The organism is Bradyrhizobium sp. LM2.9 (genome assembly GCF_054056555.1).
On sequence record NZ_JBSRYJ010000002.1, the window covers coordinates 7,736,375 to 7,752,535 of the forward strand.

Consider the following 16,161-nt stretch of genomic DNA (forward strand, 5'->3'; position numbering starts at 1 on the left):
ACCGAGTAGGCCGACAGCTCTACGATCGCCTTAAATTGCCAGCAGACTATCGCCTTGGATCGTGAGGAGCGTCAAGTTGCCGGTCGCATAAGCGCCGGTGTCGATGTTGATCCGGTTGGGGCGGATATCGGGAGCACTAACCGGGGTATGACCGTGGACGACATATTTACCGAAGCGTCGCTCGGACTCGAGAAATTCCTCGCGGATCCAGAGCAGATCCTCTTCCTTTTGACGATCGAGGGCTACGCCCGGCTTGACGCCGGCGTGAACAAAAAAGAAATCACCACACACAAAGGAGGTGCGGAGCTGCTGAAGAAATGAAAGATGCTCCGGCGGAAGCGCACGCCTCAACCCTTCGATCAACTCAATCTGCTCCTCAGCCGTCGGATTCATCGTCGGGTTAATGCCGTAGGAAACAAGAGTCAGCAGGCCTCCATAGTGGCGCCACTCCTGCAGGCGCGCCGGGTCCTTGAGGACCTCGAGCAGGAAGACCTCGTGGTTGCCTTTGAGGCAAACGGTCTCGTGCGACTTCGAGCGCTCGATCAGGAGGTCAAGCACGGCGCGTGAGTCCGGGCCCCGGTCGACGTAATCGCCAAGAAACACCTGGATGGCTCGTTGGGGAGCGGAGCGCGCAAGGTCGGCGTCGATGACGGTTAAGAGGGACTGAAGCAAGTCGGCCCGTCCATGCACGTCTCCGATGGCATAGATACGAACGCCATCGGGAAGCCGCGGCTTAATATCTTTACGAAAGCGTTTGGAAAGGCCCATCAGGTCGGTCGAATCGCATCTGCCGTCACGAGCGGAACGTCGTGATCGCTCTTAGCAGAACAAGTCACATATCGGTATTCTTAATTGTTTCTGACAGACTCGCGGCTGTTTTGATTAAAGGATCGCTTGGCCTTTGAGCCGTATTTCAAGACGTCTCGCGTAGCGTTTCCCCAACAAGAACGGGGAGCGCGACATGCGCAAAGTTGTAAAGTTCCTGGCGGCCGTGGCCGCTGTTGTGGTGGCTGTTGGGGTCCAGCAGAGCGCGAGGGCCGCCTTCGTCGGTGCGCCGTTGGGACTGCGCGGTGCCATGCAATACATCAAGTTCGACCAGCCGACGCTGGCGCCAATGGCGTTCACGATCTTTTGCCTGAAGTACAAGGATGAGTGTAAGCCGCGACCGCAGCACATCGTGTTCAGGGGCGGGCGTCTGAAACTCACGGCGGAGCGTATGGCCCAGCTTCAGGAGGTCAATCAGCAGGTCAACAGCGCGATCCGGCCGGAGCCCAATCTGGAAGGGCTGCGCGGAGAGAAATGGCTGCTTCATCCGACGAGCGGCGACTGCAACGACTATGCCGTGACAAAACGCCACGATCTGATCGCCAAGGGTTTCCCGGCGCGGTCGGTGCTGCTCGGCGAGGTCGTGGTGCCTTGGGGTGAGCATCATCTCGTGGTCGTGGTGCGGACCTCCTCCGGCGATCTCGTGCTCGATAACCTGACCGGGCACATCCTGCCGTGGTCGAAGAAGTCCTATCGCTGGGTTCGCATTCAGACACCCAAGAACCCGACTTACTGGGCCTCACTCGGTGATCGCGACGTCTAATTGCCAGCGCCTATCGTGAGGACTGGCTGACGCTTTGCGACAATCCCAGTCCCAGGATCACCGAAAGGCACAGGATCGCCGCCGGGCGCAGCAGTCCCGGACCGGCGAAGCCCTGAATAAGCGCGAAGAGAAGGCAGGCCGCGGCCGTCGTAGGGAAGAACGAGTCGCGTCCGCGCTGCAAAGCGCCCAAGAAAAGTCGCGCCAGAGCTGTCACGCCCACCAGCAGCGCGGCAGCCAGGCCAATCCATCCCGTGTCCGTAAAGATCGCCATCGCGGCTGATGGCGCCGTTAAAGTCGCACCGGAATCGCTCTGGTAGATTCTGCCTACGGCCGAAAAGGTCCCCGCGCCCGCACCGAACCATCGGGTGTCGGCCAACATTCGTTCAAGCGCGGCTCTCGTTTCAGCACCTATATCCGGGACAAGCCGCAAGAGGATGGAGCCGGAATTCTTCTCGAAGAGGAAGGTCAGGACGATGGTCGCTCCGATCAATGCGGCAACGGACAGCGCGCCTGCAGCCAAGGGCGACAGGTCGAGCCGGCGAATGACAAGGATCAGCAAGATCAGCACGACACCGAAGCTTGCCGCGATCGCGCTGTTCGTGCCGGACAAGCCAAAGATCGCAACAGCTCCTGCGAGAGCGCCCACGAGACCGCAAAGGCCGATCGCAATCGAGCGAACGAGCGAGTGACGCGTTTCGGCCCGCTCAGCGGCCAACTGCATGACGGCCAAATTCAGCATAGTGCCGAGGCCGGCAAAGGTTGTCGTCAAGTCTGAGGGGGCAGTAGCCATAAGTCCCGGCGAGAGCCAATGCAGACCCAAGGCCAGGGCGCAGACTGTGGCTATTCCGCTCAAGACAAAAAGAACCAGCTCGGCGCGGCCACGGTCGCGGACCACGACAATCGTAACCCCGACCAGAGAGAGAGCAGCAAGCGCCAAGAACAGCGCGTTCAGCGTCAATCCGATGTCGGCTGTGACCGGCCCAAATGGCAGGCCACCCAAGGCCTCTTGAACACTCGCCCAGATCGGATGCGCCCAGCGGAGCCAAAGCGGCGCCAACTGGGCTGCGATAAAAAGCGGAATGGCGATCAGACCCGAGTGGCCCCACCCCGTGGCACGCAGATAGTGCTCGTAGTCGGCCTTTCGTGCGCCGAAGGCTGCCGCCAATAGGCTCAGCGCCGCAGCCATCATCCCGAGCTGCGCGCCGAATTTGGCGCCGGCAATTTCGAGAGCTGAAGCGGAAACAATCGCGACGATGAGGGCAAAATAAGCGAGGGACAAACAGCGCGCTCGAAGGAATCCTGAACCGGTCAGGGCACCATACAAGCCGTCGATCGTTTTTCAAACAGAGGTCTGCTCTCGACGAACGGAAAGCCTCGCACGCAACGAAGCTTTGCCCAGCGGGTTCTCAGGCGAGCTCCTGATTGTCCCGCCGAAGAGGTCAGCGAACGGTGTTGACCGGCCGAGCAAACACGCGGCCGGCCCGAGCGGCGGCCAAGCCAAAGCGAGCGGCCGAGCCGAAGAGATAGCCGGCCTGGAGAGCAACGGCCGCGAGCACCAGGTTCTTCAGGCCTTCAAGGAAGCTGACATCGGCCATCAATCCAACCGGGATGGCGGCGAGCCCCATGACCAAGGTCAATGGCAAAAGCACCAAGACCCGAAAGCGCTGGCCCAGCACAGCGCCTGTAAGAAAGCTGAAAATCAAAAGCTCGGTCATCCGAAACACTCCGTGCTCCGGACCTTAGGTTCCGCACCCTAAAAAGAGCCTTAAGCTGTATGGCTAAATTCTGCCTATTGGCCGCAATTTGTCAGCAGCGAATGATAGGCCTCCCGGAGCCCGTTCAGGGCCACCATACCCTTGATCTCGCTGTCGCTTTCCTTGACCACCACCGAAAGCGAGGGCGTCGTCTGCCACTTGCCCGCGGCAAAGGCGGAGACCTCATCGGGCAATAGGACTGCAGCGCCTGCCGCCGCCATGCTGGCCTCGAATGTCAGGGTGCCACCCATTGCTGTGGTGATTGTGACCTTGGGGTGGCTCCTTGGCGAGAAAGGCCGGATCAAGGCCACCAGCACGTCCACCTTGCCCTTCGGAGCGCAGCGAACGATCAGGCCGGCAAAATCCGGATCCGATTGGGCAGTGTCGGCCGTCTTGGCGATGGCGGCGAAGCTCTCGCCCTCCTTGGTCCCTTGGGTTCGGGTGAATTTCCAGACCGAGGAGGGAGCAGAGGAGGGAGCAGGTGTGGCCACCTCAACAAAGGGCGGCCCCTGACACGGGGATTGCGCGCTGTCGGCGCAAGGAGTGGCCGGGGCTGACGGCCAATGCGCGGTGCCCGCCCTACCAAGGAGCGAACCTGTCAGCAGTGTGATCAGAAAGAGGCCAGACACGGGAAATCCCATCTCAATCGAGTCCAGCTTTAGCAGACGGAGGCAAGGTCAAGAAGCCCGTCGCTCGGACCGCTGAGCCCGCCGTTTGGGCGTTTGCTTGCCGACCGTGCACACGAAATACAACAAATAGTCACAATGGGTTAAACTAAGCCCCAAAGAGTTGCCCGCACGCAACAGTAGGCGACCGATCGCACCGTTAACCACTCGGGAACCCTTGCCGCACCGCCCACTCCGCCGTACCAATCGAGGGTAATTGGGGACTATAGGGCGCGATTCATGCATTCCTTTGCCAGAACTTATCTATTTAAGCCGGCGTTTCTAGCGGTCGCTTTGGCGCTTGGGGCGTGTTCAACGAACCCCGGCTCGGGGCCGTTAACGGATGACGTTAACAACAAGATCCAGACGGAAAATGCGCCGGCCTACGAGTTGGTGCCGCTCAACCCCGCCACCGTGAAGATCCTCCACACCCATGAGCCCAAGGGGCTTGCAGGGGCGTTCACGGACAAGCGCCCCCCGGCCAGCATCGTGTTCGGGATCGGCGACGTGGTCAGCGTCACCATCTTCGAAGCCGCGGCGGCGGGTGGTCTGTTCATCCCGGCCGAAGCAGGTGTCCGTCCGGGTAACTTCGTGACGATCCCGGACCAGGCTGTCGACAATGACGGCTTCATCACGGTGCCATACGCCGGTCAGGTCAAGGCCAACGGCCTCACGGCGGTCGCGATCCAACGTGCGATCGTCGAGAAGATTGCCAATCGCGCTATCGAGCCGCAGGTGGTCGTTGCCATGTCGTCGCAGAGAACCCAACTCATCAGCGTGCTCGGCGAAGTCAATGCACCGGCGCGTTATCCGGCGAGCGCCGCGGGTGCAAAAGACAAGGTGCTCGACGCGATTACGCGCGCAGGCGGTATCAAGGGCCAAGGCTTCGAGACCTGGGTCATGCTCGAGCGAAGCGGCAAGCGAGCGACAGTGCCATTCGAAAACCTGGTCATGAGCCCGGAGAACAACATCTATGTTCGTCCGGACGACAGCGTCTATGTCTATCGCGAACAGCAGAAGTTCCTGGCGTTCGGTGCCAGCGGTCAGAGCGGCGAGTTTAACTTCGATGCCTGGCGCATCAACCTTGGCGAAGCGGTCGGCAAGGCCGGCGGTCTTTTGGATGGTCAAGCCGATCCGGCTGCGGTGTTTCTCTATCGCCGCGAGCCGCGTGAGGTTGCTGCCCAGCTTGGCATCGACGTCAGCAAATACACCTCTGAGACGGTCCCGGTCATCTTCAACGTGAACTTCCGCGATCCGGGTGGCTTCTTCCTCGCCACCAAGGTCATGATGAAGAATAGCGACGTGATCTACGTCTCGAACTCGCGCAACGTCGAAACTGCCAAGTTCCTCACCTTCCTGAGGGTGATCATGGCGACCGGCAGCGATGCGGTGAATCTGTCGAACGATGCGCTGATCTTCCGCAACAACATCAAGTTGGCGCCGTAGGCGGGGCCAACCTGATCCACGACATCCGATGGCACCGGGGCTTTGTCCCGGTGCCATTTTCGTTTAGCAATCAAGGCGGCCCTGTTCGGGTTATGGATCAAGGCACCACTGAGCAAGGCGTGCCGATCGTCGGTCACCCCGCAGTGTTGCGAGGGACGTCATGCGCTTTCGACGACCAGCATTCTGGCGTTTTCTGACCCTCATCATCGGGGGGCCTGTTCTGTTCGATCACGCTGCCGGTGCGACGGGGGAGTTCGGAGTACGCCACCGGATCGATGTAGTGGTCTCTGCCGAGCCCGACGCGCCGATCTTTCAGCGCCTTCGGGGTGCCAAGGGCGAAGTTTCATTCACAGTCCGGCTGTCGGCGAATTCCAAGGAGAGCCGGTTCTTCGGGATGCTGCACCCGTCCTTTCCGGATATCGTTGTGCCCGAGGGAGCGGGCAAACCTCTCGTCGAACAAACAAAGCTATGGGAGGAGGAGGTCTGCCATCAGCGGCGGGGCCTGCCCAAGGTGACGGTCACTCAACTCGCCGGGCATTTCGGCGAGGGGGTGGGGCGTATCGAGATATCCGGCATTAACCGTCACATAGGCAATCTGGTGCCGCCCGACGAATTAACCCCTGGAATAAAGCTCGATCAGGGGAGTGATAACCTGGGGCTGTTCTATGGCTTCCGGGCCCAGACTCGAAACAGCCGTCTGAATGTAGATCTGAAGATCTATCCCATTGATTGCGTCTTCTAAAGCAGGTCGGCATAACGACGATGCGCCTTCGGCTCCCAAACATTCAATGGTCCTGGAGCCTTCCGGCGGCCTTCATTCTCTATTTCGTTATGGCAGGCGCGCCGTTTCCGTTCGGCTCGACCAACGACCTTTCGATCGCGTTCTGGTGCCTGTGTCTCGGCACGGCATTGATCTTCGCGCCGACGCGCGATCTGCGCGGGCCGCAACTTTGGCTGCTCGCAGGCATCGGCATCATCGTCGCCGCGTACGCCTTTGTGCTGCACGAACAGCTCTCCGACCATCCTTGGGTCGCACCGTTTCAGCCGATCTGGAAGCAGGCGTCCGATCTGTTGGGCGTGCCGATTGCGCCCTCGGCGTCGATCGTCAAGAACGAGGCGTTCTTCGCGCTCGGAGCGCCGCTGGCCAACATTCTCGCAATCGTCCTCGGCATCACGGTCGGCGCAAACCGCGAGCGCGGCCGTCGCATGCTATGGGTCATCGCCATTTCCGGAGCGCTCTACGCGCTTTATGGCGTCGCCTCATTCTTGATCGAGCCCACCATGATCCTGTGGCGGGACAAGACGGCGTATCTCGGCAGCGTCACCGGCACGTTCATCAACCGCAATACGGCGGCGGCGTATTTCGGCTCCTGCGCGGTGATCTGGATGCTGTTGATCCTTGAGGATGTCCGCCGCCGGCTGCCCGATCGGCACATCCAGTGGCGACGACTGTCGCGTGATGTTGGCGAGATCCCTCCACGAGACGTGCTGCCTCAGCTCGCGGCTCTGCTGGTTTGCCTCATGGCGATGTTCATGACCGGCTCGCGCGCCGGCGTGGGCCTTTCGCTGCTCGCCATGATCGCGTCGTTTACGGTCTTCCTCAGAAAGGACCTGCCGCCGCGCACCGGCGTCTGGATCTCGCTCGGTGCGGGCATCGCGGTCGCGCTCGGCCTGCTGCAACTGCTGGGCGGGCGGGTCTCCAGCCGCTTCGATAGCCAGGGTCTGGTCGATGAAGGGCGCATCGAGGGCTGGAAATCGACCCTCAAGATCATCGCCGATAATCCCTGGTTTGGCACCGGCATGGGCACTTTCCAATGGGCGTTCCCGCCGTACCGGAGCCCGAACATCTCGATTCGCGGCATCTGGGATGCCGCGCATTCGACGCCGCTGGAGCTTGCGTCCGAGGTCGGCATCCCGATGGCGCTTCTGGTGGCGCTCGCTTGGGTCATCATGTTTACCGTTTTGGCCAAGGGTGTATTCCGGCGGCGGCGCGATGCCATCATCCCGCTCGCGGGGGCGGCGACCGCGACGCTCTCGCTGCTGCATTCCTGCCTGGATTTCACGCTCCAGGTGCCCGGCTACAGCATTCCATTCTTTGCGCTGTTCGGGGCGGGCCTGGCGCAGTCGTTCCGGACCCCCGAGGTTCACAAAAGTGTCTAGATTTGAAGCAGTTGTGCCGTTTACGAAGTCTTTAGATTAAGTGGACAGACCGCAACGCTTGGGTTAGGTTCCGCACTGCACAGCCATTTGTCCGCACTTCCAAGCGGCCAAAACGGGGCAGCTGTTTTTTTTGGAGGTTGATTATGAGCGTTATCAAGTTCGCGCTTCGCATGGCCGCGGCCGCGGCCCTCGCCGCGACGATTTCGAGCGCCGCCAGCGCAGCCGTCTATCCGCCGCAGCGTCAGCTGCCGACGCAGGTGATCTCGGATTTCAAGACGACCCCGGGCATCCTGTTTCAGCAATATCCGGGCGGTGCGCAGCTGATCTCGCGCGTGCGCGACCTCGGTGCGTCCGACCCTTCCACGCTTCCGGCGCTGATCGGGCTGCTCAAGGACCCCGCGACGAGCAAGGACCAGATCCGCGCGATCACGGCCGGCCTCGCCCAGCTCGCCCGCTTGGCAGCGTCGAGCGACCAGGCTTTCGCCAATGAGATCCAGGCCGCGATTGCCGGCACCAACAATCCCGACGTGATCGCCGCCTACCAGGCCGCGACCGGCGACGTCCAGATCGCCGCGACCGGTGGTGGCGCGGGCGGTGGTGGCTCCGGTTCGGGCGGCCCGACCGGAGCGGGCGGCTTCGCCAACGGCGGACAGGGCGGGACCCTCGGCACCTTCGGCGGCCTGCACTATGCGAACACGATAACGCCCAACGCGGGCAACGGTGTCACCGGCACCACCAACAGCGTCAGCCCGCGCTGAGCCTGTAAAGGTCAGCGCGCGATCCGGCTGGATCGTTCAATCGGCAAAACGGCGCTTCGAGGCGCCGTTTTGTGTTTCAGCGTTAAGCTTTCGAGCAAATTGTAATGTGCCGGCATCGTTGCGATGCATCAATTGAGTTCAGCTGCGTTTCTCCGCGTGTTATATTCGCGCTCAACTGCTGATCTTATTGAGTGCTTTTGCTCGCGTGACTCTCTTTCCCCAGTGCCATCCTCCAGAACCAGTCACTGGACGATTTCAGGAATTGCGCAATGCTGCAGGTGAATAAGCCTTCGTCGGAGATCAACCGCGACTACGCCGAGGTTGAAAGCTCGCCGGCCCAGACGCTCACCTCCTATGTCGATATTGTCAGGCGGCAATTCCCCACAATCGTCGCGATCGTCTCGGCCTCCGTGATCCTGGCGCTGCTCTATCTCTTCACCGCTGCGCCGCTATTTACCTCCACGGCGGCAATGGTGATCGACACCCGCAAGGTGCAGCTGTTCCAGCAGCAATCGGTGCTCGGCGACATCGCGGTCGATTCTGCAACCATCGAAACCCAGGTCGAGATCCTGAAATCCGAGAACATCAGCCTCTCGGTGATCCGCGACCTGCATCTGATCGACGATCCCGAATTCAGCGGCAGCGGCAGCGGCGTGTTGGGCGCGCTTATTGGTTCAGTCACAGGCCTGTTCTCCTCCGGGCAAGCGCCCTCCGAATTCGAGCTGACGCGGAAGGCGCTGCAACGGTTCGAGAGCAACCGCACGATTAAGCGCCTCGGCCTCACTTATGTGATGGAGATCGGCTTCACCTCGCGCGATCCGCAAAAGGCGGCGCGTGTCGCCAACGCCATCGCGGATGCCTACATCGTCGACCAGCTCGAGGCGAAATACCAGGCAACACGCCGCGCCAGCGTCTGGCTCCAGGACCGCATCAAGGAGCTGCGCACCCAGGCCTCCGCGGCGCAACGGGCGGTGGTCGATTTCAAGACAGCCAACAACATCGTCGACACCGGCGGCCGGCTGATGAACGAGCAGCAGCTCGCCGAGGTCAACAGCCAGCTGATCCTGGCGCATGCGTCCACCGCCGAGGCCAGGGCGCGGCTCGACCGAATGAACGACATCCAGAAGCAGGACGTTCCGGACGCCAACGTCGCCGACGCGCTGAAGAACGACACCATCGTCAAGCTGCGCGGCCAATATGTCGACATGGCCTCCAAGGAATCGATCTGGGCGGCGAAGTATGGCCACGATCACCTCGCCGCGGTGAACCTGCGCAGCCAGATGGCCGAGATCAAGAAAAATATTAGCGCGGAGCTCAAGCGCATCCAGGAATCCTACAAGAGCGACTACGACATCGCGATGACCCGCGAGGAAAGCATCAAGTCGAGCCTTGCCAACGTCGTATCGGAATCGCAGCTCACCAACCAGGCGCAGATTCAGCTTCGCGAGCTCGACAGCACCGCGCAGTCCTACCAGGCGATGTACGACAATTTCCTGCAGCGCTACATGGAGAGCGTGCAGCAGCAGTCTTTCCCGATCACCGAGGCGCGCGTCATTAGCGCGGCGACCACGCCACTGGTCAAGAGCGCTCCGAAGTCGCTGCTCATTCTGGCCGCAGCGCTGCTCGGCGGGCTTATGTTGAGCTTTGGCGCCGCCATGGCCCGCGAGCTAACCGATAAGGTGTTCCGCACAACCGGGCAAGTCGAGGAGCAGTTAGGGACCAACTGCATCGCCATCCTGCCGGCGCTTGGTCCGCAAGCGTCCGCCCCAGTGCTGCCAGGCCAGCTCGGCCGCAAAAAGGGCAATCCCGAGCCGGACCTGCTTCGTTATGTCGTCGACAATCCGCTGTCGCGCTTCTCGGAAGCGGTGCGCTCGCTCAAGGTGGCAATCGATCTCAACTCCATCGTGCGCGAGAACCGCGTGCTGGCGACCACCTCGACCCTGCCGAACGAGGGCAAGAGCACGCTCTCGACCAACCTCGCCCAGCTGATGGCGCATGGCGGCGCGCGGGTCATCCTGGTCGATGCCGATTTGCGCAACCCGTCGCTGTCGCGCGCGCTGGTGCCCGACGCGAAGATCGGCCTGGTCGACGTCGTCGCCCAAAAGGCCCGGCTTGAGGACGCGCTGGTCGTCGATCCCCAGACCAAGCTCTCGATCCTGCCCGCAGGCACCACCTCGAAACTGCTGCACACCAACGAGATCCTGGCCTCGAAAGCGATGCACGCGCTGGTGACCCAGCTCCGCTCGCAATTCGATTACGTGGTGCTGGACATGCCGCCGATGGCGCCCGTGGTGGACGTACGCGTCACCTCGTCCTTCGTCGACTCCTACGTTTTCGTGGTGGAGTGGGGCCGGACCAAGATCGACGTCGTTAAGCACAATCTGCGTGGCTCGCCGGAGATCCAGGACAAGCTGCTGGGCGTGGTGCTGAACAAGGCCGACACTAAGCTACTGTCCCGGTACGAATCCTATCACGGCAGGTATTATTATCAGAAATATTACGCACGTTATGGATACGTGGAATAGTGCGCGAGCCCTTCATGCTGGGACGCTTGGCCGTTCCAAAAGGGTGGATACGAGGGCTCTTGTTGCTTCTCGGCTTAAGTAGCGTTGTTTGGTCTGCTCCTCTGATACCCCAGTTCTCGGCGGCGGCGCCTCTTAAGGGAGTTACTGCAAGGATCGTTGCTGATGAGCGTTTCAGGGGCAGCGTCCTTGAGGGGGTACTAACGTCCATTCAAGGAATCTCGGAGTGTTGTGTTTGGCGAAGCGATCTATCCAGATCCAAGGCGCTGATCCTTCTATCGGTTGCGGAAGAACGAGCTTTACGAAGGAGTTCGGATGAGGCAAATCACGCGGCCCTGTCAGCTGATGAGGGGCTGAGATCGGCTTTATCGCTGAATCCATCCGATTCATTTTTGTGGATGTTGCTGTACTCACTTGAGGTCACACGCAACGGATTTGATGCGACGTCTACCACTATTCTTGGGCAATCATACGCGACAGGACCACGGGAGATGTGGATAGCGTTGCGACGAAACCGAATGGCGCTCGCGACTTTTTCCCTTCTCAACAATTCTCTGCAGGAGAGCGTTGTTAACGAATTTGTTAGTATGGTCGGTAGCGATCTGACCGAGGAGGCGGCCGCCAACTTGCTCGGTGTTGGTTGGAGCTACAGAGAAATTCTTTTAGCGGGTTTGCGGAGCACAGATACCACTTCTCGGGAAGCACTAGCGCGCCGCTTGGCACGCGAAGGAGCGAAGATTTCAGTACCGGGAATCGATTTGGGGGACAGGCAGTGGTGGCAGCCGTGAGAGCAGGACGTCTTACTGGATTTAGGGCGTATGGATTGATGATGGGCGCCTTGCTATTCTCGACGGCCGTAGATGCCGAAACCAGCGGCTCGCAGGCGCCCAAATTCACGATGCAGTCTTCTGTCGCAAATCAGACCACAACACCAGTAATTCGTGATCCTCTTGGTAGGCCCTGCTTAGATGTAGAGGCCGCATCTAAACCCCAACTTGTAAATCCTAAGATGGTCGACCACATCGTTAGCGTGAAGAACAATTGCTCACGATTGATAAAAGTTAAGGTTTGCTACTTTCAGAGTGATCGATGCAAAGAACTGGTTCTGAATGCGAATCAACGGGCCGACGCTATTTTAGGGACTTTCTCCAACGCATCGACATTTAGGTACTCAATACTTCAAAGATAGTTGCAAGTCTGAGGACGTCATGTCCTGGCGCTTGCCTTGCTCCCGACAACGGGTACTTGCAAATTCCTAAACAGAATATCGGCTTGGATGCTGAGTCCCTCTGACTCCGTCAGATTGTAAACGCCGTGCAAAGCGTAGCCTCTTGATGCAAGGAACTCAATTACGTTGTAAGCAAGCGGCTGAGCCTCGTACAATTCAACGAATGAAAGCTCTACGTACACATACGACGCAGCCGCTAACAATTCGGTCATTCCTTTCAACACTGCGAGTTCGTATCCCTGAACGTCCAACTTAATTACTATTGGAGCCTGAAGGTCGCTTGCTTTAAGTACGTCGTCTCCAACCTCAATGGTGATTTCTCGCACCTCCTTCTCCTCTGTGCCGGGGAAGAGGCTTGATTGTCTCTCCGAGATCGGAAGAAGTGAAGAACTATCAGGGCGTCCCGAAACATGTATGGCCGCTTTCCCTCGATGATCTGACAGAGCCATTTCATGTAGGGTGACGTCTTTTTCCCCCTGAAGCACCTCACGGAATTTCTTTGCTGCTTCTCGGAGCGGTTCAAACGCGTGAATCGTGACATTCGGGTGCAGCTCTTTCATTAGCGTGGAAAATTGGCCCTTGTTGGCTCCGACATCAACAAAAGTTACGATGCGAAGGCTCTCCATGACACGTTCGTGTTCCACGGCGGCAGCTACGCCCTTCAGCAACGCTGATCTATACTTGGGCCGCGTCAATAGGCGGGCGAATTTCTTGGCTCGCTTAATCATGGCGATGTCCCTTCTTCGAAATCGCCTCTTTCAAAAGTCCCTGAAAAGCAGCGACCCTTTGGCTCACTTCAAAATTCTTTAGGAAGCATTCACGGGCGCTCGTTTCCATCCTAAGTCTATCATCAGAGGTTAGGCTCAAGAATTTATCGATCATCGTCAATGCGCCTTGCACCGTGTCCTCGTCGACGATACCCGCCTCATCGTTGTCGATCTCACGCCAAATGTTCACCTTGTTCGAAATCAGCACGGGAGTTCCGCATGCGAGTGCCTCCGCAACTACGATGCCAAAGTTTTCGCTGTGTGACGGCAGAACAAACGCCTCAGCTGATCGGAATGCTCCCCATTTGGCGTCCCCTGAGATCATGCCGGGCCAATGAACTCTTTTCGAAATTCCTAATAGTTCGGAGCGTTGCTGGAGACGAGCCTGTAGACCAGATTCATCTGGGCCAGCTATCACTAAGTCGATATCCGGATACGCCCCGGCCAGCGTGCCAAACGCCTCGATTAGAAGGTCGCACCCCTTTTTCAGGTGTATCCGACTCAAGAAAAGCAGGAATTTACGATCTCCCAGCGCTGGAAGAAGCTCTCTAAATTTCTTCTCCTGAACTTCGCTGAATGGCGGATCCCCTGTTCCATACCCAACTACTTCTTCACGATATCTCCGGCCCCAGAACATTGTTCGAGCGAGGTCACGTTCCTCTACGGTCGTAAACAGCACGGCCTCGGCACGGGCCAAAAGTCTGTTCTCACAGAGAAGCCAAAACAGCTGCTTGAGCATGTGCTTGGCCGGAAAGTTTCTTCGGAACCAAGGATCGAGCATTCCATGTGTAAAAACGAAATAAGGAACGTTCGATCGCGGCAGCGTCAAAGACGCGGCCAATGTAGTAAAATTCCAAATACCATTCACGATAACGCAGTCGTAGTTGTGTACGTTATTCCTAAGCCAACGCAGATATTTTCTGCTCACGCCGTACCGCTTTGTGAAACGGCCCCATCCTTGACCGGTTTTATAATCTCCGAGCGCGTAGGTCTTCACCGGCATCCTCGCTAGGAAGGATGCGTCCTCTGGATCGAGAGATGCGATCTCTCGAGTGCCTTCCATCACCTCACTCTGGCGCAAGATCCCTTCGACGGGACCGCCGTATTGCGGGTCAACAGTTGCGATAATATGGAGGAGCTTCAATTGAAGTTTTCCAAGTTTCGAGAGGCAGATGGATAGCTCAGGATACGAAGCCGGGGGGTCGAGAAAAACACTTTGCGCTCGTCGATATTTCCGAGATAAACGTTGCTGGCACTCCTCCATAGGGCGCATGACTTCGACCGAAGCGTCCTTCTGCCAAAGTGCGGGCCTTCCTTGGGACGGTGCTAAACTGGCTTCTTCTGGATGAAAACCATCAGTATCGTCTTTAGCCGTGGGGGCGTGAGATACTGAACGATTTGGAATGCACGGTAGAGGCCTTGCCGATTGCCGTGATAGGCTGGTTCTGCGTCCCAACTGTAAACGAAATGATCAAAACGCGACGGCGGGAAATGCTTCGCCAGAGCCGCCGACGTGTTCAGGCGATAGACAGCAGGAAACACATCTTCTTCCTTGCGATCTGGCTGCATCTTTTTCAGAAGGCGATGGCTTAACGCCTCCGGGACCAGTCGATTTGCCAGCGCAATGTAACCATACTTGTTGGGAGTACGGGCGCAAATCCATCCTCCAGGCTTCAAAAGCCTGTCCATTTCACGGGCACTCTGCTCCGGATTTGTAAGATGCTCGAATGTGCAATCCGATAAGATTAGATCTGCAAAGTCTGACGGTAACGGTGCTCTGCCGTCAGACCCGAATAGTAGCGCATCGTCGAGCGAGGGATTTTTGAAGATCGCCGGATCAACGTCCACTCCGACGACTTTTGCGGTGCGCCCCTTGAAGTTGCGGAGACCACGTCGGTAGTCTGAAGCGCTGTCCAACAGTCCGACACCGCGCCCGGCGCCATAGTCAATCATAACCGTTTGAGGCGTGACGAGAGCATTAACTCGTTGATAAAAGGCAATGGTGCCATCAATCCGAGAGAAGCCACCTGCATGTATTTCTGGAAAGAACGACGCATTAATTCCACGGTCTACCAATTCGCTGTTCCTTCAGTTGCGGCTAAGGGAGCGAGTCTACAAGTCCTCACGTGACCCCAAAATGGTTCAACGATGAGAGCGTGCGGATGATCCTGCGTGATACAACAAATCCTGATATTGCGATACGGTGCGGACCCGAAATGCGCTGGCAAGATTAATAGCGTTCGCGTCTGCTCGTTTTAGCCAGAATCTTGTTTCGCCGGGCACCAATGGGATTCGAAAGGAGGTAATGCCGCTTGGGGCCTCGAGGGTGTGAGTTTGTAACTCAGTCTCAATTCCGAGCTGGCCAGGAGCTGTGAGAAAAGCGAGAAGTTCTATCTCATTGCGAGTTGGATCAGAAAACCGGTTGTAGAACCTAAAGGGCTGAGCCGTGCCGGTTTGTTGTGCATCGGTGGCCTCAATCCGGTGAAAATAGTAAAGTGTGTCCTCGGCTATGCGAGGCATCTTTGCTAGCTTAAACCACTCAATATAGAATCCCGAGAGGTCATAGAACGCGTGCTGGATGCTAGTTGAGGGACGGATTTCCGTGCCTTCGGAATAATCATTCCACGTGCAGACGTTTACTATATTTGCATCTTCGTCCACTGCAGTTTCCCAGGAACGACGAAAAAGCTCACTGTTGCAGGACTCGGAAAACCAGCGATTATAGGGCCGAAAGTCTTGCGGCCAGACTACCGCGCCCCAAGCCTTGCCTGCCTGCTTCAACTGTTTCGCTAGAAGGCTCTGACGGGATAGTTCACTAAGTCTATTTACTCCCCACATCGAAGCGCCCTCCATGAGCCCCATAAAAGCAAGAACACTTCTGATATCCAGAAAAGTGGGGAAAAAGAACGGCCTCTCTCCCCCCGCGGACAGCCCTTCCAAGAGGGCTGCCCATCGCGCGACGCCCCACCTTTCCGGAGCGAAGGCTCCCAATAGCAGCCGGCCGTCCGAAGTCCTTGCTACAGAAGGGTGCTTGGCATATTGCAAAAGTCCCTTCACCAGCGCTTCGTTTGTAGAAGCATATGCAATGACGGCGTCGATCGATAAGAAAATCTCAAATTTCGAAGTAACTTGGGCCGCCTCAAGCATTCGCTGAAGATTAATCGCGTAAGAAGATTCGGGTTCGACGTGGCCGATATTAAATGTAAAGCCATCCAGCCCAATGGTTTTGGCGGCATTGATCTCGTCGACCATGTCCAGCACGGCCCAATTCGC

The 16,161-nt window shown here is 58.2% G+C and carries 15 protein-coding genes; 7 read left to right on the forward strand and 8 right to left on the reverse strand.

Features of this window, described 5'->3' with window-relative positions; translation table 11 throughout:
- Positions 1–30 precede the first annotated feature (30 nt).
- On the reverse strand, positions 31–768 hold the full coding sequence (locus ACVWW3_RS39140) for a metallophosphoesterase family protein (protein ID WP_456651166.1): 738 nt from the start codon (positions 766–768) through the stop codon (positions 31–33).
- A 193-nt stretch (positions 769–961) separates the two neighbouring features.
- On the opposite strand from ACVWW3_RS39140, the gene ACVWW3_RS39145 reads away from it, so the two are divergent.
- Positions 962–1,588 (forward strand): transglutaminase-like cysteine peptidase, encoded by a 627-nt coding sequence (locus ACVWW3_RS39145; protein WP_456651165.1) that lies wholly within the window; start codon positions 962–964, stop codon positions 1,586–1,588.
- A 10-nt stretch (positions 1,589–1,598) separates the two neighbouring features.
- Here the strand turns inward: ACVWW3_RS39145 and ACVWW3_RS39150 are convergent, their stop codons facing one another.
- The 3 genes from ACVWW3_RS39150 to ACVWW3_RS39160 all read right to left on the reverse strand — a co-directional run bounded on the left by ACVWW3_RS39150 (position 1,599) and on the right by ACVWW3_RS39160 (position 3,833).
- Positions 1,599–2,867, reverse strand: coding sequence for a hypothetical protein (locus ACVWW3_RS39150; protein WP_456651164.1), 1,269 nt, complete (start codon positions 2,865–2,867; stop codon positions 1,599–1,601).
- A gap of 160 nt (positions 2,868–3,027) precedes the next feature.
- Positions 3,028–3,303, reverse strand: coding sequence for a hypothetical protein (locus ACVWW3_RS39155; protein ID WP_456651163.1), 276 nt, complete (start codon positions 3,301–3,303; stop codon positions 3,028–3,030).
- 74 nt (positions 3,304–3,377) lie between these two features.
- Positions 3,378–3,833, reverse strand: coding sequence for a hypothetical protein (locus tag ACVWW3_RS39160; RefSeq protein WP_456651162.1), 456 nt, complete (start codon positions 3,831–3,833; stop codon positions 3,378–3,380).
- A gap of 414 nt (positions 3,834–4,247) precedes the next feature.
- On the opposite strand from ACVWW3_RS39160, the gene ACVWW3_RS39165 reads away from it, so the two are divergent.
- The 6 genes from ACVWW3_RS39165 (at position 4,248) to ACVWW3_RS39190 (ending at position 11,681) form a co-directional block, all read left to right on the forward strand.
- Positions 4,248–5,453: a polysaccharide biosynthesis/export family protein gene (locus tag ACVWW3_RS39165; RefSeq protein ID WP_456672385.1), complete on the forward strand. Its 1,206-nt coding sequence runs from the start codon at positions 4,248–4,250 to the stop codon at positions 5,451–5,453.
- Positions 5,454–5,613: 160 nt separating this feature from the next.
- Positions 5,614–6,195 carry a hypothetical protein gene (locus ACVWW3_RS39170; RefSeq protein ID WP_456651160.1) on the forward strand — a complete coding sequence of 194 codons (582 nt, stop codon included), beginning with the start codon at positions 5,614–5,616 and terminating at the stop codon, positions 6,193–6,195.
- 20 nt (positions 6,196–6,215) lie between these two features.
- Positions 6,216–7,613, forward strand: coding sequence for an O-antigen ligase family protein (locus tag ACVWW3_RS39175; protein ID WP_456651159.1), 1,398 nt, complete (start codon positions 6,216–6,218; stop codon positions 7,611–7,613).
- Between the two features lie 143 nt (positions 7,614–7,756).
- On the forward strand, positions 7,757–8,371 hold the full coding sequence (locus tag ACVWW3_RS39180) for a hypothetical protein (RefSeq protein WP_456651158.1): 615 nt from the start codon (positions 7,757–7,759) through the stop codon (positions 8,369–8,371).
- 269 nt (positions 8,372–8,640) lie between these two features.
- Positions 8,641–10,896, forward strand: coding sequence for a polysaccharide biosynthesis tyrosine autokinase (locus ACVWW3_RS39185; RefSeq protein ID WP_456651157.1), 2,256 nt, complete (start codon positions 8,641–8,643; stop codon positions 10,894–10,896).
- A 515-nt stretch (positions 10,897–11,411) separates the two neighbouring features.
- Complete coding sequence (locus ACVWW3_RS39190) at positions 11,412–11,681, forward strand: hypothetical protein (RefSeq protein ID WP_456651156.1); 270 nt, start codon at positions 11,412–11,414, stop codon at positions 11,679–11,681.
- 418 nt (positions 11,682–12,099) lie between these two features.
- Here ACVWW3_RS39190 and ACVWW3_RS39195 read toward each other — a convergent pair whose 3' ends face one another.
- From ACVWW3_RS39195 to ACVWW3_RS39210, 4 genes are all read right to left on the reverse strand, one after another.
- Positions 12,100–12,849 (reverse strand): FkbM family methyltransferase, encoded by a 750-nt coding sequence (locus ACVWW3_RS39195; protein WP_456672386.1) that lies wholly within the window; start codon positions 12,847–12,849, stop codon positions 12,100–12,102.
- A complete protein-coding gene (locus tag ACVWW3_RS39200) occupies positions 12,842–14,032 on the reverse strand; it encodes a glycosyltransferase (RefSeq protein ID WP_456651154.1) in 1,191 nt (396 codons plus the stop codon). The genes ACVWW3_RS39195 and ACVWW3_RS39200 overlap by 8 nt, the downstream gene beginning before the upstream one ends.
- Before the next feature lie 182 nt (positions 14,033–14,214).
- Positions 14,215–14,964: a class I SAM-dependent methyltransferase gene (locus ACVWW3_RS39205; protein WP_456651153.1), complete on the reverse strand. Its 750-nt coding sequence runs from the start codon at positions 14,962–14,964 to the stop codon at positions 14,215–14,217.
- Positions 14,965–15,030: 66 nt separating this feature from the next.
- Positions 15,031–16,140 (reverse strand): endo-1,3-alpha-glucanase family glycosylhydrolase, encoded by a 1,110-nt coding sequence (locus ACVWW3_RS39210; protein ID WP_456672452.1) that lies wholly within the window; start codon positions 16,138–16,140, stop codon positions 15,031–15,033.
- Positions 16,141–16,161: the final 21 nt, after the last annotated feature.